The following is a 19,166-nucleotide window of genomic DNA, read 5'->3' on the forward strand; positions in this document are numbered from 1 at the left end:
AATCCCTGCAAAATAGCCACGCAAAGCCTGATCACTACTGATAGTTGTGTTGTGAAACACTATTTTTCTAGACCAGTTTCCGCTATACTGACATCAAGGAGGGCGCGATGCCTTTGATGGCGGATGAACGTGACGCTTCAATGGATGGTACCAATTCATGACCTGCCAAGTTGGCGGCCATTTTGGGGAACACGCCTAATTACTAGCCAGTCATCAAGAGGCTATCAAACCAGCCTGCATCCCGATATGTGACCAGTACCGAGCTACAGGCGCTCTTAGTTTGTATTTGGAGGCTTTGAATTGTGCAAGAAGAAGAACTGACGCCCCGGCGGTATATGAGCTGGCCAGTCTTAAGCTTACTTGTTTTTATTACGGTCATTGGCTTTGAAAATATTTTTTATCCTTTTCAGAACCAAGGGCTTTCCGTTGTTGTTAACTGGGTCATCCTGTTAGTGATTTATATCGTGCCGTACGCCTTGATTTCGGCACAATTAGGGACGACTTTTACCCGGGTTGATGAAGGCGGTGGCTTGGCGACTTGGATGCGCCGCACGCTAGGGGACACTTGGGGGTACTGGACAAGCTGGATTTATTGGGCTCAGACACTGCCATATTTAGTCGATGTTTCCAACGCTGTCATCGTGGCGCTTTCCTGGATGATTCTGGGTGATAACAGTTTGGGTAAACGAATGTCGAATCTGACCTTTGGCCTGCTGACTTTTGCTATTATTCTTTTATTTATTGTGTTAGAGAACCTGTTCTCCCGATCACTTGAAGTCATGTCGCTAATTGGCGGTGCGGCGATGTTTTTGATGGCGGTTTTATTCGTTGACTTGACGGCGGCCGGTTTGGCCAAAGGCATGCATTCGGCAACAACCTTTAGTTGGGCCGCGTTCAAGCCACATTTTTCGCTGCATTACTTTGCCACGACCGGACTCTTGATTTTTGCGACATCAGGGGCGGAACTTGGCGCCACTTATGTTGCTCAGTTGCGCAACCCGAAAAAAGAGTTTCCTAAAGCCATGTGGGCTCTGGCGCTCATGACCGGTTTTTTGGTGATTTTTGGATCGCTGGCATTAGGCGTTTGGTTCAATGCCAACCATCTGCCAGATGATCTCAAAATGAATGGCGCTTATTATGCCTTTTCCATGCTTGGTCAGGCGTGGGGATGGGGCAAAGTGCTGATGTATCTGTTTGCCATCACGCAATTACTCTTCATGCTCGCCCAGCTAGCGGTGTTGATTGATGCTTCCAGCCGGGTATTGTCAGCCGACACTGCCATGCGGTTCATGCCTAAATGGTTGTTGCAGAAAAACAAGCAAGGTCGGCCAATCCATAGTTATATTTTTACCGCCTCACTTTGCCTGTTCTTGCTGTTGCTGTCAGGGACGCTGCCGAATATTAATGCCATCTTCAACTGGTTACTGAATTTGAATGGTATTGTATCGCCATACAAAACGGCGCTTGTCTTTGTGGCTTTCTTGGCGCTGCGGGCGCAAGCAGACAAGTTCACTTCCGGCTATACCTTCATCAAAAGTAAGGCCGGTGCTTATCTAGTTGGCGGTTGGTGCTTTGTCTTCACGTTCATCTGTGCGACGCTTGGTTTCTTACCACAGGAAGTTGTTTTCGGAACCAATGGCTGGACCCATCAACTGGTGATGAATATCATCTCTGTGATGGTACTTTTTGGTTTTGGCTTCATCATGCCGCTGTTAGCAAGGCGTGATGTTAAAAAAGAACGGCTCATGTAAGCCAATCTAAATGATGAGGCGTCACCACGATGTTGCGGGTGATGTTTCATCATTTTTGAATACGCATTCAAAATTTAACGACATTTTTGTAGTCAAAGGACAATAATGATGGTAATTTCGACGATTATCGGTCTATTGACGACGTTTAAAAAAGGAAGTGCCATCACTTTGATTTGTACCTAGATTGCAATAATAAAGTTACCACCTAGAAAGAGGCTTGCTCACTGCTTGAACTGGGGTTTGCCAACGGAGACATTTTCTAGGTTTGTTATTGATAAGCGCTGTGGCTTGTTGAATATCGGTCTCTGAAACCTGATCAAACTGTGTTCCCTTCGGGAAATAGTAGCGAAGTTCTCGATTGAACCGTTCATTTGTGCCCCGTTCATTCGGGTGATAGGCGTGGCAAAAGTAAACCGGTATCCGATAGCGCTTTGTAAGCGCCTGATCGCAGGAAAACTCTTTACCGTGATCAACCGTCACTGATCGAACCGGACCCGGAAAGTCCACCATCAGTCTTGCAAATCCCTTGAGAACAGCATTTTGTGATAAGTTTTCAAGCTTAGTTGTCGCCATTAAACGTGTCACCCGATCGACAATGGTCAAAACAGCAGCCTTTGACCCGCGACCACCGCGAACTGTATCCATCTCTAAATGTCCTTTTTCGGTTCGCCGATTAGCTGACTCACTGCGAATCTCAATTGAGGTGCCTACTGCTTGGTTATAGCGCGACCGAAGGTCTTGTCTTCTTTTATGACGTTTACCGTGATCAAAGAGTTGGCTTGGCTGAAAATCGACTTGTCTTTGATAAATCCAGTGGTAAATCGTGTGTGGCGCACAGTGAACGGCATAACCGACCATTTCAGGGGACCAACCTAGGTTTAGCTTCTCAGTTACCATCCGCTTCAACTTAGGCGTTAAAATCGAGTGCCGACCACAACGATGCCGACAAGTATCGGCATGATCCTGAGCTATAATGGCGCAGTAATCACCTTCAGGGCAACGGTGAAGCTCATGCCTAATAGAAATACGAGAGCGGCCTAAGGTCGCGGCGATGTATTGAATCGTGTGGTGTTGCATCAGTTCTATCTGAGATCGTTCAATTAAGGTTATAATGGCCATGGGACCTGTCCTTCTCTCTAGATGGTATGTTATGCAAACACCATTTTAGCAAGAACGGACAGGTCTTTTTTCACATTTTCTGGGTGGTAACTTTAATTATGCAATCTAGGTGTATTGTACATTCTTCTTGAACAGACTAGCACGCAATCTAAATGTCAAAGGGAGAATAATCCATGAACAAAGTGAATTGGCTTATGATAAATTTGCATATTGAAGGCATGAAGCAAGAACAGGGTCAGAATGATGTCTAATGAGTTGAGAAGTGATTGGAAAGATTTTGCAGCGACAGCAATAGCGTTTTTGGTATCAGGGGCGTTTATGGTTTTCCTAATCATGCCAATTCCCGGTTTTCAAGAGGATTTAGTGTTGTCGGGCATTTTGGCTGCTATCATCTACATCATTGTCCTCATAGTCACATTGCTAGCGTTGAAAAAAGATGAAATGAAGCGTTTTATCAGCTTCTTCAAAAGGCAGAAATCGGATATGTAATTAAGAAAAGTGACTCATTAAATTGATATTACATTATGGAGAATTAAAGATGACTTTTCTGTTAATACACATTAAAAATTGTGGTGATTTTAACGTTAATCGGCCAATTGGCAACGTTTAAAAGAAAGTTAACCATTTGTTTGTTTTTGACGGTATATTTTTTCTGGGAGGGCTAGCACCCAAATTTAACAAGAACTTTGTGTAAAAGTGCAATTAATATTTATCTTACAAATAAGCTTAGGAGGATAAAAATATGTCACGTGAAAAAGTGTTAGTTCTAAATGATGCTGCGCTGTCAAGCATCACTGGAGGCTCTGGATACTATGATTACGAAGCTGCTGGAAAACAGGCATACAAGATTGGACAATATATAGGGACTGCCGTGAGTATATTTTGGCCACTTCCATCCGCAGCAAAAATCTGGAAACGCTTGAAACCGTAACGGTCAATTAAAGGAATGGTGTTTGTATGTTAAAAAGTTTTAGACAACTTTCGCCGCACTGCTTAGCAGAGGTTTCTGGCGGCAGAAAAATTGTAGGGTACACCTATCAGTCTGGGTTAGGTCAAGTGCCAATTTATGATACCGACAGGGCTATAAGCCAAGTTTTATGGCCAAAATTGATCGAGGGAATTCTTAGTAAAATTTTGCCTTAAAAAATTGATAGCACTTTTAGCAGACTGAACGCATTTGTACGCTCAGGTTGCACATACGGAAGGTGATATTCGAATGTTGTTTTACTATATGTCTTGGTTGATTTTTTTGATTGGATTATTTCTATTTAAAAATAAGCCATTCGTGCAAAAGTTTTCAGATATGGTGTTCTCCGAAAGTCCACATGGTTTTGGCATTCGGATAGTGTTGTTACTGGGCAGTCTTTTAATTGCATTGCTGTCATCGCATCCAGATTTAGTAGAAACTATGATCATGACATTTGTGATTTTTATTCTGATATTACTCGATAGCTGCAATACTTTTGTAAGAAGCAGGTAATGTTGCTGCGTATTTGAATCAATATCGTATGCGATCAATTTGGGGTTCATTAAGTGAGTATCTACCCTTCAACTAATGGTATGGGGCACAAGAAATCTGAACGTTAAAAAAAGTCATTAGTAGCAAGTACCTTCTACGTCAAAAGGAAGGTGCTTGCTATTTTCTTTATAAAAAAGTTCCACGAGTTTATACACTGTTTCACGAGTAAAACACCGTGAATTTGTGGAGGTGTTGTACAACAGAAAGACAAAAACAAAATACAGATATGTCTTTCAGCCATCAGGTTATTGTTTTTTGCCAGCAATTAATAAACACACTTTTTAGTATTTGATGAGGCAGTCTTTATACAGGATATGCCCTCTTTATGCTCATATTAGCCTATTTTGTTTCATGAGAAATGAATCTTGGTAGTTGACAGCGCTTCCAAAATCAGGTTAAGCTGATCTTACAAGATTAAGTAAAACGTTTTACCTAGCAAATGATTTAGGTCGTGGACAGCATGAAAAAGAAGATTTCGATTACTGATGTGGCAAAGGAAACTGGTTTGTCAGTCACAACCGTTTCACAAATTTTAAATGGTAAAGGGGAACGGTTTAGCGAAAAATCGCGAAAACGGGTGCTTGCTGCCAAGAAGGCGTTGGGTTATGAACCGGATTTCTTTGCCCGTGGGCTGGTTGGTAAGCGTGGCAACTCAATTGGTGTTGTGATACCCGATATCATGAATCCCTTCTTCGCGAGTTTTGTGGTCAGTGTCGAAAAGGCAGCCATTCCACAGGGACTCTTTCCACAAATCTTTTCAATTAATGGTTTCCATGAGAATGTTGATTATTTTATTCGTCAGTTTTTAGGCGGTACTCAGCGTGGTTTGATTTTGGCGGCGCCAGAAGCGTCACAGGAGATCGTTCAAAAAGTGGAAGATCAGCTCCATCTGCCAATGGTCTTTATGGATCAGGCTACCACGCTGACATCTGGCGACAGCATTCGTATTGATGATTTTCATGCAGGTTTTCTTGTCGCTGATCATCTCATTAAACGTGGTCACCGCCGGATTGCGCTAGTATTGCCAGAGCCGCTGACCTTTAATCTGCGGGATCGTCTCGCTGGTTATCAACATGCGTTCGATTCACATAATGTTGCACTTGATCCGCAGTTAATCTTCCGCGCAACATTTGATCCGGAAGGCGGGCGCCAGGCTGTCGACCAGATAGTCAAAACTGATGCTACTGCTATTATTGCGATCAATGATGATGTCGCAAGCGGTGTTTACCGCGGGTTGTATGAGCATCATAAACGGATTCCAGAGGACTACGCGGTTGTTGGCTTCGATGATGTGTCACAGGCGCGATTCATGACCCCCGGGTTAACCACGATTGCGCAACCAATTGACGAACTTGGCCAACGCGCGATCGACATGTTGCTGGCCCAGATGGCTGGTGACCATCAAGATCGCAACGTGATTGAACTGCCAGTGAAGTTGATTGAGCGCGGATCGACAAAACGGATTTAAAGCATAACGTGCATCTTAAAAAAATAGGGTGCAGATGCCGAATAAGAGGAGGCGTTTTGATTGAAAAAAGGAACGGTTATTAACACACAACTGTCACAAGTCATTGCCGATATGGGGCACTTTGATCTACTGGGAATCGGGGACGCTGGGATGCCGGTGCCTGAGGATACTTGGAAAATTGATCTAGCTGTCTCGAAAAATCTGCCGAGTTTTATCGATGTTCTGAAGAATGTTTTATCAGAATTACAAGTCCAAAAGGTTTATCTGGCAGAAGAAATCAAAACTGAAAATCCGGAACAACTCAAGCAAATACAGCAACTCATCGATGTGCCGATCGCTTTTATGCCACATGATCAAATGAAACAAGACCTCAGCAAAACCAAAGCCTTCGTCCGCACTGGCGAAATGACACCTTATTCGAATATTTTATTGGAAAGCGGCGTTGTTTTTTAGAGCGTGAGCCAGACCGTTTAGAGAGCGTGAACTGGCGCGATTAGAAACCGGAGCATAAGTAGCCTCAAGCCTAAATGGCTTTTAGGCTTGAGGCTACTTATGAGCAGATTTCTGCGCAAGGCGAACGCGTTTAGAAAAAGCAAGCACCAGCATGTACTTGGGGGAATCACAATGAAGATCGAAATGAAGAAGATCACCAAGAGTTTTGGCGCCAATCGGGTCCTTGAAGGCGTTGATTTCACCGTTGAGTCAGGTGAAGTTCATGCGTTGATGGGCGAAAATGGGGCCGGAAAATCGACCTTGATGAATATTCTGACTGGTTTGTATCAAGCAAACAGTGGCGAGATTCTGGTGGATGGTCAGCCAACCACGTATTCAGGGCCGATGGAAGCCGAACAGCATGGCATCAGTTTTATTCATCAGGAAATGAATAATTTTCTAGAGATGTCCGTGGTCGACAACATGTTTTTGAATAAGGAACTGCGCACCAAGTTTGGCTTAATGGACAATAAGGCAATGCGCGAACAGGCGGCACATTATCTTAGTCTGCTCGGCGCCAAACTTGATGTTGAACAACCAATCGGCAACTTGAGTGTTGGCCGTCAGCAAATGGTTGAAATCGCCAAGTCACTCATGACCGATGCCAAAATTATCATCATGGATGAACCGACTGCAGCCTTGACCGAAACGGAAATTGACCAGCTTTTCGGGGTGGTGCGGCGGCTCAAGGAAAAAGGTGTGGGCTTTATCTATATCTCACACCGGATGGAAGAAATTTTTGAAATTGCTGACAAAGTTACCGTGATGCGTGATGGTCTGTCAATCACCGAATACGCCACCAAAGATGTCACCATGAAACAACTAGTCAAGGACATGGTTGGTCGCGAGATTGACGATTTTTATCCGGATCGTACGCCTGATCACGGGCCAGTGGCGATGGAAGTCAAAGGCTTGACCGAAAATGGCGTGTTCAAGGATGTCAGCTTTACGGTGCATCAAGGTGAAATTCTTGGTTTTTCAGGATTGATGGGCGCGGGTCGAACGGAGATCATGCGGGCAATTTTCGGCATTGATAAATACCAGTCTGGTGAAATTTTATTAGATGGCAAGCCGGTCAAAATTCGCGATCCGCAAGATGCTATTCGCCATAACATCGGCTTTTTAACCGAAAATCGGAAAGATGAAGGGCTTATTCTAGAAGATTCGTTGCATGACAATATCGTTTTGCCTTCAATTGATGGCTTCGTCAAACATGGCTTAGTGGATGATAAGGCAACAGATGAATTTGTTCGGATGTTAATGAAAAGGCTTACAGTCAAGGCGATGGGACCGGATGTCTCCGCAGGCAGTCTTAGCGGCGGCAATCAGCAAAAAGTCGTTTTGGCTAAATGGATCGGTTCTGGCTCAAAAGTGTTGATTCTCGATGAACCGACCCGCGGTGTGGACGTCGGGGCAAAGCGCGAAATTTATGACTTGATGAATGAACTAACCGATCGGCACGTGGCGATTATCATGATCTCCAGCGACTTGCCGGAAGTATTGGGCATGAGTGATCGCATTGCGGTTGTGTATGAAGGCAAAATCACTGGCATTTTAGATGGAAAAACCGCGACGCAAGAGTCGATCATGACACTGGCAACAGGGGGAGTGGAAGAGCATGCAGGAGCAATCTAAAGCAAAAACAAGTAGCAAAATTGATGTGAAGAAAATTTTTAGTCGGTTAGGACCGTTATTGGCACTGGTGGTACTGGTCATTCTTGTGACGATCATGAGTCCCACCTTTGTATCGCCGGCTAACCTTTTAAACCTGTTACGGCAAGTCTCGATTAACGCAGTGATTGCTTTCGGGATGACCTTCGTGATTTTGACCGGCGGCATTGACTTGTCTGTCGGTTCAATCTTGGCTTTATCAGGGGCAGTCACAGCGTCCATGCTTGCCAGCGGTTTTGCGGCCCCGCTTGCGTTACTGGCAGGCCTCGTTCTCGGCGCCATTTTCGGCTTGCTGAATGGTATCTTGATTGCTTATGGGAAAGCCGCGCCATTTATTGCGACCTTGGCGACCATGACCATTTTCCGTGGGGCCACGTATGTGTTCACCAACGGGAATCCCATCACTGGCGCGAAAATGAACAGCAGTTTCTTATTCCAGTTCATGGGCCGCGGGTATCTGTTTGGCATCCCATTTCCGATTATCATCATGCTCGTGGCTTACGGTGTGCTGTTTGTTCTGCTACACAAGACCTCTTTTGGTCGGAAAACCTATGCCTTGGGTGGCAATGAAACGGCTGCCCGGATCGCTGGGGTACGCACCAAAATGGTCACCATGCTGATTTACACGATTTCTGGGCTAATGGCTGCTATTGCCGGTATCATCCTGACATCACGGTTAAGCTCCGCGCAACCAGATGCCGGGACATCCTACGAAATGGATGCCATCGCCGCTGTCGTCCTTGGCGGCACATCGCTGGCTGGAGGCAAAGGCCGCATTTTCGGCACGCTGATTGGTGCGTTGATCATCGGCACACTGAACAACGGGATGAACTTACTGGGCATTTCTAGTTTCTACCAGCAGATTGTCAAAGGGATCGTGATCTTGATTGCGGTTCTGCTCGATCGCCGGTCTTCTAATAATGGGTAACAAAACGTGAGCGCGTGCTCGCGGCAAAAGACAAAACTCTAGGGGGAGAAATTGACATGAAACAATCACTCAAACGCTTTTTAATGGTCGCTGTTGTTGCGACGGCAGCTTTATTCACCTTAACCGCATGCGGCGGCACAGGCCTCAGCTCCAAATCGGACAGCAACACAAAAGTGACCAAGAAAGCGCCCAAAGATCTGAAAGTTGGCGTCTCACTTTCAACACTGTCCAATCCATTCTTCGTTTCTGTTCGTAATGGGATCCAAGATTTAGCCAAAAAGAACAAAACCAATGTTCAAGTTTCCGATGCTCAAAATGATACCGCTAAGCAAAACAGTAACATTGAAGATTTAATTCAAAAGAAGGTTGATGTGCTGATCATCAACCCAGTTGACTCAAGTGCCATTACACCAGCCGTTAAAGATGCCAATGATGCCGGCATCCCGGTGATCACCGTTGATCGGTCGAGTGACGGCGGTAAAGTTTTGACCTTAGTCGCTTCTAACTCCACAAAAGGTGGTCAAATGGCGGCTAAGTATATGATCGAAAAACTTGGTAAAGACGCTAAAATTGCTGAATTGCAAGGCATTCCAGGTGCATCCGCAACCCGTGAACGTGGTAAAGGGTTCGATGGCGCCGCTAAAGGCAAACTCGATATCGTGTCCAAGCAAACAGCCAGCTTCGACCGCGCTAAAGGGCTGACCGTTACCGAAAATATTTTGCAAGGTAATGGTGACATTGTCGGTATCTTTTCGCAAAATGATGAAATGGCATTAGGGGCGGTTCAAGCAGTCAAAGCCGCTGGTAAAAAGATCACCATTGTCGGGTTCGATGGCGAAGCGGACGGGATTAAAGCCGTTAAGGCCGGCGACATGGCTGCAACGATTGCCCAGAAGCCAGAAGAAATGGGCCGATTGGCTTTACAAGCAGCCTATGATCATTTCGACGGTAAAACGGTGAAGAAGAACGTTGAATCACCATTGTCACTTGTGACAACCGAGGATGCGAACAAGTAAGCTTCATGCTACGCTTAAAATTAACCGGCACTTTGGTAGTTAAGTTAGAAAAGGGGGCCGACTTATCGGCCCTTTTTAATTAGAGCGTGAGCAGGCCGTTTTCTGGACGAGCGAGCGCGTTTCAATTGGAGGAAATTTTATGCCTAATCATGTTGTTGTCATCGGCAGTATCAATGTGGATAGCATCTTGCACATTCAACGGTTGCCACAACCGGGAGAAACGATCAAAATGGACACCTTTTCGCAAGCGGCTGGCGGTAAAGGGGCGAATCAAGCAGTTGCGGCTGCGCGTTCGGGGGCCAAAACCAGTTTTATTGGCCGAGTTGGTGACGATGCCAACGCTGCCTTCATGCGCGGTGAACTTGTCAAGAACCAAATCGACACCCAATATGTGGCGACAACGGTTGGCACGCAAACCGGTCAGGCTTACATTTTGCTGCAAGCCTCTGGCCAAAATTCCATTATCATCCAGCATGGCGCTAATTTTGAGGTGACACCAGCAGATGTGCAACGAGCAGCCGACTTGATTCAGTCTGCCGACTTTGTGGTCGCGGAATTTGAAACGCCGGTGGATGCGACGGCAGAGGCCTTCAAAATTGCCAAAGCTGCTGGGAAGATGACCATCTTAAACCCAGCGCCGGCACAGAAGGATTTGCCAGCAGCTTTGCTGAAAAATGTGGATCTCATCGCACCGAACGAAACCGAAAGCGAGCTGATCACCGGCATTCCGGTGGTAGATGAAGACAGCATGCGGGCTTCGGCAGCTTATTATCATGAATTAGGCATTCGCGGGGTGATCATCACTTTAGGATCAAAAGGCTCCTTCATCTCGCTGGATGGCGAAGCAACCATCGTGCCAGCCTTTAAAGTCAAGGCTGTCGACACCACCGCGGCCGGCGACACTTTCATTGGCGCCTTGGCCAGCGTTTTACAGACAGATCTCAAAAACATCGTCACGGCTGCGACATACGCAAGCATGGCGAGCTCCTTCACAGTCCAAAAACTCGGCGCCTTCCCGTCCATTCCGATGGGGGATGAGGTGCGGGCGGCGTTAGCGAAAATCAAGTGAGGTTATAACGAGTAAATCACTGGATCAAAACCTACCTTAATCAAAACAAGAAAGCTGGCAGTCGTGCTTACCTCACACGATTGCCAGCTTTCTTGTTTTAGTTGAACTGAGAATTGATCTACCGCGCCCTGATTATACGTTTGGTAGATCGTGGCGCTTGGCTTTACCAGCCGTAATTTGCCCGTCCCCACGGCGAATTCGGGCCATCAGTTCTGGGTTATTAAGCAGATACATCGTTTCTTCGTTAGCGTCAAAATCGCGTTTGCTCATCACCACAACATTGTCGTCTGGATTCTTGAAAGTGACGACTAATGGGATGGCATCTTCATTGACTTATTTCAGGTGGTCTTTAAGATGCTGCTTGAAATGATGGTAGCTCATTGCATCCATGGGGATCATCCTTACTGTTATTCAAACCTAATAAAGACTAGCAACATAAGGCTTCATCGCTGTCACCACATCGTCGCTGCCGGTACCTTCAATCAAAGCTACCGTGAGATAGGTGTTCTTATCAGCATCCATGGCGACTAAAAAGCCATTTTCTTTGCCGTCAGTGTCTTGCTTTTGCTTGAGTTCGGCCGTGCCGGTTTTGGCAGCGATGGTGTGGCCGTCAATTGCGAGATTGTGGGCGGTTCCGGCTTGATCAGAAACCACGTGGGTTAGCGCCGTTTTAACCGTATTAGCTGCGTTGGCCTGCAAGACACTGCTGGTTCGTTTGCCTTTCGTGCCTTGAATGAGGGTCGGTTGCTGCATGGTGCCGCCATTGGCAATCGTGCTGTACATCGCGGCTTGTTCAATTGGCGACAAGAGGAGCTGCCCTTGACCATAGGCGGTATCGGCCAAAAGGGTTTCGGAAGCGAGCTTACCAGAGTTTGAAATCTGGGCTCTTTTCATGGTCAGCGGTAAGTCGGCCTGGGTTTTGAAAAGCGGTGCGAGGCCTTTGAGGTAAGCGGAGGCGCCCATTTTCAGTGCTACTTGGGCGAACCAGATGTTATCGGAATTGACCAAAGCCTGCGTCATGTTTTCAGAGGCGGCATCGACTGTGCGTGTTACCTTGTAGTCACCCCAGGAGCTGTCTTTTTGCCACTTGAGACCGGAGATGGACTTGGTGGTGTCCGGGGTGATCGTCTTATTCTGGAGGGCAATCGCTGCCGTCAGCATCTTAAATGTTGAACCGGGAGCATAGCGTTGCGCGAAACGGCTGAGGAATGGTAACGAGGTGTTGTTGGCATACTTATCATAGTCCGTCTGGCTGATCCCGTTGACAAAGGCGTTTGGATCATAACTTGGCGAGCTTGCTAAAGTCAGTAGTTCGCCATTGGTCGGATTCATCGTCACAACACTACCAGCCTTGCCAGCAAGTTGGGTGTAGGCCGTCTTTTGCTGGTTGGCATCAATGGTTAGCTTCAGGCTTTTGCCATTAACGGCCTTTTTAGTTAAAAGCGGGTGAATGTTGTCGCCGTTTTGAATTGAAATCTGACCACCGTCTGTGCCGCGCAGTTGTTTGTCGTAAATTTGTTCCAACCCAGTTTTGCCAATTTTGCTATTAGCTGTTAGCGTCGGATCTTTGCGAATGTCATCAGCCGTCGCGGTACCGACGTAGCCAATGAGCTGGGCCGCGGCTTCGCCAAGGGGATAGGTGCGCGAGCCGATCGTCTGATAGGCCGCGCCCGTCATGACTGGTGAATCAGTGACGATTTTGACAGGCACGAAGGTATCATCTGTGACCCAAGATTGCTTTAACAAGGTCTCAAGACTAGTAACCTTGACGTCCCACGCGGCAGCAATTTTCTCTAAGTTGGCTGTGCGATCAGAATCGGTTCCGAGCTTACCGGGAACCAGCCCAGCTTGGGTCACATCGCCATTTTTCGCCAGCAACTGGTTATTGCGGTCATAAATCTGGCCACGGGTGGCCGCAATCAGGTCAATCTGCACCGTGTCTTTGCCATTCATGGACGGGAAAAGCAGACGTGGTGACCACTGCACCCGCCAGTCATTGCCGACTTTAACAATTGGCGCTTCGTAGTGTTGCGCACTCAGCTTGCCGATTTTGGTGTTCATGTTAGCTGTAAAAGTCAGATCGTAGGTTTTGTTGTCATACTTCTTGGTTTTCAAATTAGTAATCTTGATATCACTGGCACCAACGCGATCAAAAACCGCCTGATTGCGCGCCGCCAAAGTTTTGGCCGTATAATGCCAACCAGGTCCAGTCAAGTGGCTGGTATCAACTTGTTTAACTGCTTTGTCATATTGGCGCTTAGCAAACGCCTGCGTATAAGTTTGCGCAGTGGCCTGAACCGCGTCAGCTTCGGATTTGCCTTGATACCACTGATAAAGGCCAAATCCACCAGCAATGATCACAATCGCCGCGGCCACACCGCCAATAATGGTGAGGGTCGATTTCTTCATGATAGTTTCCCCATTTCCTGATTTTACTCCGTGTATATGGTCATTCTACTCGTTCGAGTATTGTGAAGAAATGGTGGTGAGTTAAATTGGTTGAAAGGCTAGTACCCAAAACCATAGAGATGACAGCTATTATCCTTATGATCTGGTTAAAATCAAATGACAGCGACGTTCATGGCCACAGTAGGTTTTTGCACAAATGTAAAAGAGACGGTTATTGATGCCGGAAAAATTGCATAAATGTTTTGACCGATCTATAATGAACCTGTTCAGTGAACACGTTCACCGTAAGCTGATTAGGGCATTTATAATGTTCAGCAAATAAGCCTGACCTTCTTGGACGATGTCAAACTGGCCTCTGCTATATGCCCATGTCGCCATCATGCCTCTAACAGAGGTATAGAGTTGGCGAAATGAAGCTTGAGGATCTTGATTGATGAGAATATTGGCATCATTTGCTTGTACCATCAGATTTCTTAGGGTGTCCAGCATTTCCCAGTCACGCAAGTTATTACTAGGATTCAACGTTTCTTCAAAGAAGGCGGTGAACACAATGGTGACAAATTCCCAACCTTGTTCAGCTGACAAATGCAGTTGCAAGGTACTGAAATAAACAATCTTGTCACGTATCGATGCTTTGGGATGGTTCTTGAGGTATTCGCTGTAATGGACCTTGATATAGTCGGCCAATTCGTCGTAATAGTTTTCGCGAATGATGTCTTGTTTTGAGGCGTAATGTACGTAAAAGGTTCCCGAAGAAACATGGGCCTCTTGAGTGATTTGCCGAATAGAGGTTTCAGCATAGCCGTACCGCTTAATTAATTTGATCGCGGCTTGATATATTTTTTGCTTTGTCTGTTGTTTTTGAATATCTCGACTTGTTTGTTTCATGGTTGACCGCCCTTTTTAGTCATTGTCATTCTTGATTAACGTATTCACTGAACGTGATCAGTTTAACACCTTGGGTTGATCAAGTCTTGGAGGTAGCATTCATGGATGCATTGATTCAAACACTCTTCTCGAAACGGCAAGAACTACTAATCGCCATTTGGCAACATATTCAAATTTCCTTGATTTCGTTGCTGTTTGCCTTGATCATCGCGTTACCATTGGCACTTGCTGTTGTACATCACCAACGAACTGCCGGTATTTTTACGCAGATAGCGGGGATTTTTCAGACAATTCCATCGTTGGCAGTTTTAGGCCTGCTGATTCCTTTTGTCGGCATTGGTACGATTCCTGCCATTACTGCCTTAGTCATTTATGCTATCTTACCAATTTTTAGTAGTACCTTGGCGGGGATTGGTAGCATTGATGACGCTTTGGAGGAGGCGGCTGATGCGTTTGGCATGAACAGGAGGGAAAAGATTTTCAGAGTTGAACTCCCCTTGGCTATGCCAACTATTGTGACTGGTATTAGGCAGGCGATCGTCATGATAATCGGAACTGGTACGCTGGCTGCCTTAATCGGCGCAGGCGGCCTTGGCGATTTTATTCTATTAGGCATTGATCGGAATAATAATGCTATGACCTAGATTGCATAATTAAAGTTACCACCCAGAAAATGTGAAAAAAGACCTGTCCGTTCTTGCTAAAATGGTGTTTGCATAACATACCATCTAGAGAGAAGGACAGGTCCCATGGCCATTATAACCTTAATTGAACGATCTCAGATAGAACTGATGCAACACCACACGATTCAATACATCGCCGCGACCTTAGGCCGCTCTCGTATTTCTATTAGGCATGAGCTTCACCGTTGCCCTGAAGGTGATTACTGCGCCATTATAGCTCAGGATCATGCCGATACTTGTCGGCATCGTTGTGGTCGGCACTCGATTTTAACGCCTAAGTTGAAGCGGATGGTAACTGAGAAGCTAAACCTAGGTTGGTCCCCTGAAATGGTCGGTTATGCCGTTCACTGTGCGCCACACACGATTTACCACTGGATTTATCAAAGACAAGTCGATTTTCAGCCAAGCCAACTCTTTGATCACGGTAAACGTCATAAAAGAAGACAAGACCTTCGGTCGCGCTATAACCAAGCAGTAGGCACCTCAATTGAGATTCGCAGTGAGTCAGCTAATCGGCGAACCGAAAAAGGACATTTAGAGATGGATACAGTTCGCGGTGGTCGCGGGTCAAAGGCTGCTGTTTTGACCATTGTCGATCGGGTGACACGTTTAATGGCGACAACTAAGCTTGAAAACTTATCACAAAATGCTGTTCTCAAGGGATTTGCAAGACTGATGGTGGACTTTCCGGGTCCGGTTCGATCAGTGACGGTTGATCACGGTAAAGAGTTTTCCTGCGATCAGGCGCTTACAAAGCGCTATCGGATACCGGTTTACTTTTGCCACGCCTATCACCCGAATGAACGGGGCACAAATGAACGGTTCAATCGAGAACTTCGCTACTATTTCCCGAAGGGAACACAGTTTGATCAGGTTTCAGAGACCGATATTCAACAAGCCACAGCGCTTATCAATAACAAACCTAGAAAATGTCTCCGTTGGCAAACCCCAGTTCAAGCAGTGAGCAAGCCTCTTTCTAGGTGGTAACTTTATTATTGCAATCTAGGTGACATTAATTGGCGCCATTGCATCGGCGTTACTCGCTATCATTTTTAGTGGTGGTATTTACTGGTTGCAAAAACACCGATTGCGTTACGTTTTGGCAACACTTGGGGTGATCATCTGTCTGCCAGTTGTTGGGATGATTTATCAGAATGTCCATCCAGTATCGCGAACCGTCACCATTGCCGGGAAAATGGGCTCTGAACCAGATATTTTGATTAATATGTACAAGGATCTTATTGAGCAGGCGGCTCCGCAAACGAAAGTGGTTTTGAAGCCTAATTTTGGACAAACATCCTTTCTCTTCAATGCATTAAAAACGCAGAAAGTCGATATCTATCCTGAATTTACTGGGACCGTTCTTGAAAGTCTGGTTAAGCCATCAAAACAACAAAGACAACTTGGTGTGCCGGGAGCCAGATTATACAAATATGCGGCACAAGACCTCAAACACCAGTTCCAAATGACTTATTTGGCGCCGATGGCCTATAACAATACCTATGCAGTTGTGATCAAGCGATCGTATGCCCAAGCACATGGCATAACAACCATCTCGGATTTGCAGCGAGTACAATCCGAATTATTGGGAGGCTTTGACCTTGAGTTTTTGGATCGCACTGATGGCTATAAAGGACTTCAGGCGACTTATGGCTTAAACTTCAAGACGCAATCAATAGATCCGGGTTTACGCTATGAGGCACTTAAGAATGGCAAAATCAATTTAACAGACGGTTACTCAACAGATTCTCAAATTCGCCAGTTTGATCTGATCGCACTAACAGACAATCGCCATCAATTCCCTGTTTATCAAGGGGCACCGCTGATGAACACAAGTTTTGCTGCTAAAAATCCCGAAATCGTTCAAGCACTCAACAAACTTGCTAACAAGATTAGCGAAACAGACATGCAGGAAATGAATTATGAAGTGAATGTGAAACAACAATCGGCTGCTACGGTAGCGAAGCATTATTTAGTCACGCATCAATTGCTTAGGGGATGACTTATGATGACTGCGACGCTCATCAAATTTGAACAGATTGGGAAAAATTATGCGCAGCAAGCGGCAGTGACTGATTTTTCGCTTAACGTGAAGAGAGGCGAGATCTTCGTGCTTGTTGGCGCATCTGGTAGTGGTAAAACGACTATCATTCGCATGATTAATGGCTTAGTGAAGCCGACAACAGGAAGCATCTATTTTGATGGAAGGAAAATTGAAACTTACAACTTACGAACATTGAGATTTCAAATTGGCTACGTCTTGCAGCAGATTGCGCTTTTCCCAAACATGTCAGTCGCGCAAAATGTGGCATTGATTCCCAGCATGAAAAGAACGGACAAGTCAAAGATTAATAGGCTGGTTGATCAACTTTTGACGGATGTCAATCTAGAGCCACATGTTTACCGCAATCGCATGCCTGATGAACTGTCAGGTGGTGAAAAGCAACGCGTCGGTATTTTAAGAGCCTTTGCTGCTCAGCCCAAAGTTGTGTTAATGGACGAGCCTTTCAGTGCCTTAGACCCAATCTCGCGGACCCAACTGCAGAAACTTGTTTTGACGATTCACCGTAAACTCAGGAGTACCATTATTTTCGTAACACATGATATGGATGAGGCGCTCAAACTTGGTGACCGGATTGGCGTGATGCGTTCCGGATCGTTGCTGCAGGTGGGAACCCCGCAAGAGATCGTGCAGCATCCGAACGATCCGTTTGTTCGGCAGTTATTCGAGAAATCGATGTCTCATGATGTTTATGCTGTCTATTTGAATAAACTAGATGTCCTAGGGTACTTACAGCCGATGCCTGATCAGTATAAAGGCCCAGAATTAGCACAAGAGCAAACGGTTCGCGAAGCCTTCACGGCGTTTGTCAGTGCAGATCAATTGGCCATAAGAACAAAAGATCATCATCTGCAATTGCTGACACGGGAAAAGTTATACCAATTTGTGAGCGATTATCGCAATCATTAAAACACTGTAAAATTTGAAAGTATAACTCGGTGGCCGGTAACCGGGTTTATTAGTGAATATGGAGGCCATATTATGTTAGCAATGGTGTTGAATCATCCTGGAGATGCGAATGTATTTGATCCTGAAGACCGTCCAATTCCAAAAGCAACAGCAACCAAAAGTGTCTTGAAGATTATGGCATTTGGCATTAATCATGCTGAATTAATCACGCGCGCCGGAGGATCACCTGATGTTCATTTGCCACGGGTAATTGGCATTGAAGCGGTGGGAGTTATCTATGAAACAAGTGCCAACAGTGGGCTACAATCTAATCAAAAGGTCATGACCTTAATGGGTGGTTTCGGCCGAGCGTTCGATGGTAGTTATGAAGCATATGCTTTGGTACCGAATGATCAGTTATATCCGGTTGAAAGTGATCTGTCGTGGGAAGCTTTAGCGACTATTCCTGAGAGCTTCTACACAGCGTATGGATCGCTATGCAAACTGCATCTCAATCAAGGCGATCAACTATTAATTCGCGGTGGGAGCAGCAGTGTTGGCTTAGCGGCACTTTTAATGGCGAAAACATTGGGGTTACAAGTCACGGTGACAACGCGAGACAAAACAAAAGTAACGAAGCTACGACAATTCGGCGCTGACCATGTGCTTATAGATCAAGGAGAACTGGCGACAAGGACTCAATTTGCTGGTGTTATTGAGTTGGTGGGTGTCACGACACTTTTAGACTCAATGCGACATGTGAAACCAAATGGATACGTGGTGGTGACCGGTGGATTGGGTGGCCAGTGGGTCTTGCCTAATTTCAGTCCATTTAGTATTCAGGGCTATTTAACTAATTTTCAATCGACGCATGTCAACGCTGGTCTGTTCCAAGCGATGCTGGCCTTAGTTGCGAAGCATCATCTAAGTTTGCCGATCATCCAACAATTTGACTTGGCGCATGTGGGTGCTGCACATGCCGCTTTGGAAAAGCCGCATGACTTAGGAAAAATCATAGTGATTGCGAACACTAATTGAGTCAGATGAATGCGAAAGCGCCTGTATTTTCAAGAGGGAAGCGAAAACCTTTTATCTTGATCATGCAGGCTTTTTCTTGCAAGATAACTTTTTACATTGAACAGAACAACAATGAGTTAGTCTAAAAAGTTAGCATTCGGTATTAAATTTGCTTGCGCAAGCAAA

16 protein-coding genes and 2 pseudogenes are annotated in these 19,166 nt (G+C 45.7%); 14 read left to right on the plus strand and 4 right to left on the minus strand.

Annotated features, from left to right (window positions below; all coding sequences use genetic code 11):
- The first annotated feature begins 302 nt into the window (after positions 1 to 302).
- The gene (locus AC07KQ_RS01665; protein WP_480156579.1) at positions 303 to 1,751 is read left to right on the plus strand and encodes an APC family permease; all 1,449 of its coding nucleotides are present in this window, start codon (positions 303 to 305) and stop codon (positions 1,749 to 1,751) included.
- 198 nt (positions 1,752 to 1,949) lie between these two features.
- Here the strand turns inward: AC07KQ_RS01665 and AC07KQ_RS01670 are convergent, their stop codons facing one another.
- Positions 1,950 to 2,870, minus strand: coding sequence for an IS30 family transposase (locus AC07KQ_RS01670; protein ID WP_003574021.1), 921 nt, complete (start codon positions 2,868 to 2,870; stop codon positions 1,950 to 1,952).
- Between the two features lie 243 nt (positions 2,871 to 3,113).
- On the opposite strand from AC07KQ_RS01670, the gene AC07KQ_RS01675 reads away from it, so the two are divergent.
- The 8 genes from AC07KQ_RS01675 to rbsK all read left to right on the plus strand — a co-directional run bounded on the left by AC07KQ_RS01675 (position 3,114) and on the right by rbsK (position 11,033).
- A complete protein-coding gene (locus AC07KQ_RS01675; protein WP_003563198.1) occupies positions 3,114 to 3,359 on the plus strand; it encodes a hypothetical protein in 246 nt (81 codons plus the stop codon).
- Positions 3,360 to 3,612: 253 nt separating this feature from the next.
- Positions 3,613 to 3,801 carry a hypothetical protein gene (locus AC07KQ_RS01680; protein ID WP_003659718.1) on the plus strand — a complete coding sequence of 63 codons (189 nt, stop codon included), beginning with the start codon at positions 3,613 to 3,615 and terminating at the stop codon, positions 3,799 to 3,801.
- A gap of 1,048 nt (positions 3,802 to 4,849) precedes the next feature.
- Positions 4,850 to 5,857 carry a ribose utilization transcriptional repressor RbsR gene (gene rbsR, locus AC07KQ_RS01685; RefSeq protein WP_003568895.1) on the plus strand — a complete coding sequence of 336 codons (1,008 nt, stop codon included), beginning with the start codon at positions 4,850 to 4,852 and terminating at the stop codon, positions 5,855 to 5,857.
- A gap of 60 nt (positions 5,858 to 5,917) precedes the next feature.
- Positions 5,918 to 6,310, plus strand: coding sequence for a D-ribose pyranase (rbsD, locus tag AC07KQ_RS01690; RefSeq protein WP_013245391.1), 393 nt, complete (start codon positions 5,918 to 5,920; stop codon positions 6,308 to 6,310).
- Positions 6,311 to 6,481: 171 nt separating this feature from the next.
- Complete coding sequence (locus tag AC07KQ_RS01695; RefSeq protein WP_003563207.1) at positions 6,482 to 7,984, plus strand: sugar ABC transporter ATP-binding protein; 1,503 nt, start codon at positions 6,482 to 6,484, stop codon at positions 7,982 to 7,984.
- Positions 7,968 to 8,948 carry an ABC transporter permease subunit gene (locus AC07KQ_RS01700; protein WP_003573417.1) on the plus strand — a complete coding sequence of 327 codons (981 nt, stop codon included), beginning with the start codon at positions 7,968 to 7,970 and terminating at the stop codon, positions 8,946 to 8,948. Before AC07KQ_RS01695 ends, AC07KQ_RS01700 begins: the two co-directional genes overlap by 17 nt.
- Before the next feature lie 56 nt (positions 8,949 to 9,004).
- Positions 9,005 to 9,964 carry a D-ribose ABC transporter substrate-binding protein gene (locus AC07KQ_RS01705; RefSeq protein WP_480156580.1) on the plus strand — a complete coding sequence of 320 codons (960 nt, stop codon included), beginning with the start codon at positions 9,005 to 9,007 and terminating at the stop codon, positions 9,962 to 9,964.
- Between the two features lie 139 nt (positions 9,965 to 10,103).
- On the plus strand, positions 10,104 to 11,033 hold the full coding sequence (rbsK, locus tag AC07KQ_RS01710; protein WP_003563212.1) for a ribokinase: 930 nt from the start codon (positions 10,104 to 10,106) through the stop codon (positions 11,031 to 11,033).
- A 132-nt stretch (positions 11,034 to 11,165) separates the two neighbouring features.
- Here the strand turns inward: rbsK and AC07KQ_RS01715 are convergent.
- From AC07KQ_RS01715 to AC07KQ_RS01725, 3 genes and pseudogenes are all read right to left on the minus strand, one after another.
- Positions 11,166 to 11,423: pseudogene (locus AC07KQ_RS01715) on the minus strand (type II toxin-antitoxin system Phd/YefM family antitoxin).
- A gap of 27 nt (positions 11,424 to 11,450) precedes the next feature.
- Complete coding sequence (gene pbp4, locus AC07KQ_RS01720; RefSeq protein WP_003563215.1) at positions 11,451 to 13,442, minus strand: penicillin-binding protein PBP4(5); 1,992 nt, start codon at positions 13,440 to 13,442, stop codon at positions 11,451 to 11,453.
- 279 nt (positions 13,443 to 13,721) lie between these two features.
- The gene (locus AC07KQ_RS01725) at positions 13,722 to 14,330 is read right to left on the minus strand and encodes a TetR/AcrR family transcriptional regulator (RefSeq protein WP_003563217.1); all 609 of its coding nucleotides are present in this window, start codon (positions 14,328 to 14,330) and stop codon (positions 13,722 to 13,724) included.
- A gap of 101 nt (positions 14,331 to 14,431) precedes the next feature.
- Here AC07KQ_RS01725 and AC07KQ_RS01730 point away from each other — a divergent pair.
- From AC07KQ_RS01730 to AC07KQ_RS01750, 5 genes and pseudogenes are all read left to right on the plus strand, one after another.
- A pseudogene (locus AC07KQ_RS01730) lies at positions 14,432 to 14,968 on the plus strand (ABC transporter permease); the annotation flags it as partial.
- Between the two features lie 111 nt (positions 14,969 to 15,079).
- Entirely contained in the window at positions 15,080 to 16,000 is a 921-nt protein-coding gene (locus AC07KQ_RS01735) for an IS30 family transposase (protein ID WP_003574021.1), read from the plus strand.
- A gap of 85 nt (positions 16,001 to 16,085) precedes the next feature.
- Positions 16,086 to 17,015, plus strand: a complete 930-nt coding sequence (locus AC07KQ_RS01740) for a glycine betaine ABC transporter substrate-binding protein (RefSeq protein WP_480156581.1) — start codon at positions 16,086 to 16,088, stop codon at positions 17,013 to 17,015.
- Positions 17,016 to 17,018: 3 nt separating this feature from the next.
- On the plus strand, positions 17,019 to 17,984 hold the full coding sequence (locus AC07KQ_RS01745; RefSeq protein ID WP_003563220.1) for an ATP-binding cassette domain-containing protein: 966 nt from the start codon (positions 17,019 to 17,021) through the stop codon (positions 17,982 to 17,984).
- Positions 17,985 to 18,056: 72 nt separating this feature from the next.
- Positions 18,057 to 19,001: a zinc-binding dehydrogenase gene (locus tag AC07KQ_RS01750; RefSeq protein WP_003563222.1), complete on the plus strand. Its 945-nt coding sequence runs from the start codon at positions 18,057 to 18,059 to the stop codon at positions 18,999 to 19,001.
- Positions 19,002 to 19,166 lie beyond the last annotated feature (165 nt).

It is taken from the genome of Lacticaseibacillus sp. YLM2-1 (assembly GCF_056583465.1).

Bases quoted from the DNA above. Each gene is read 5' to 3' on its own strand.
- AC07KQ_RS01695 (WP_003563207.1), top strand. From the start codon at position 6,482: ATGAAGATCGAAATGAAGAAGATCACCAAGAGTTTTGGCGCCAATCGG.
- AC07KQ_RS01745 (WP_003563220.1), top strand. From the start codon at position 17,019: ATGATGACTGCGACGCTCATCAAATTTGAACAGATTGGGAAAAATTAT.
- AC07KQ_RS01700 (WP_003573417.1), top strand. From the start codon at position 7,968: ATGCAGGAGCAATCTAAAGCAAAAACAAGTAGCAAAATTGATGTGAAG.
- AC07KQ_RS01725 (WP_003563217.1), bottom strand. From the start codon at position 14,330: ATGAAACAAACAAGTCGAGATATTCAAAAACAACAGACAAAGCAAAAA.
- AC07KQ_RS01675 (WP_003563198.1), top strand. From the start codon at position 3,114: ATGTCTAATGAGTTGAGAAGTGATTGGAAAGATTTTGCAGCGACAGCA.
- AC07KQ_RS01735 (WP_003574021.1), top strand. From the start codon at position 15,080: ATGGCCATTATAACCTTAATTGAACGATCTCAGATAGAACTGATGCAA.
- AC07KQ_RS01670 (WP_003574021.1), bottom strand. From the start codon at position 2,870: ATGGCCATTATAACCTTAATTGAACGATCTCAGATAGAACTGATGCAA.
- AC07KQ_RS01750 (WP_003563222.1), top strand. From the start codon at position 18,057: ATGTTAGCAATGGTGTTGAATCATCCTGGAGATGCGAATGTATTTGAT.
- AC07KQ_RS01680 (WP_003659718.1), top strand. From the start codon at position 3,613: ATGTCACGTGAAAAAGTGTTAGTTCTAAATGATGCTGCGCTGTCAAGC.
- rbsR (WP_003568895.1), top strand. From the start codon at position 4,850: ATGAAAAAGAAGATTTCGATTACTGATGTGGCAAAGGAAACTGGTTTG.
- pbp4 (WP_003563215.1), bottom strand. From the start codon at position 13,442: ATGAAGAAATCGACCCTCACCATTATTGGCGGTGTGGCCGCGGCGATT.
- AC07KQ_RS01705 (WP_480156580.1), top strand. From the start codon at position 9,005: ATGAAACAATCACTCAAACGCTTTTTAATGGTCGCTGTTGTTGCGACG.
- rbsK (WP_003563212.1), top strand. From the start codon at position 10,104: ATGCCTAATCATGTTGTTGTCATCGGCAGTATCAATGTGGATAGCATC.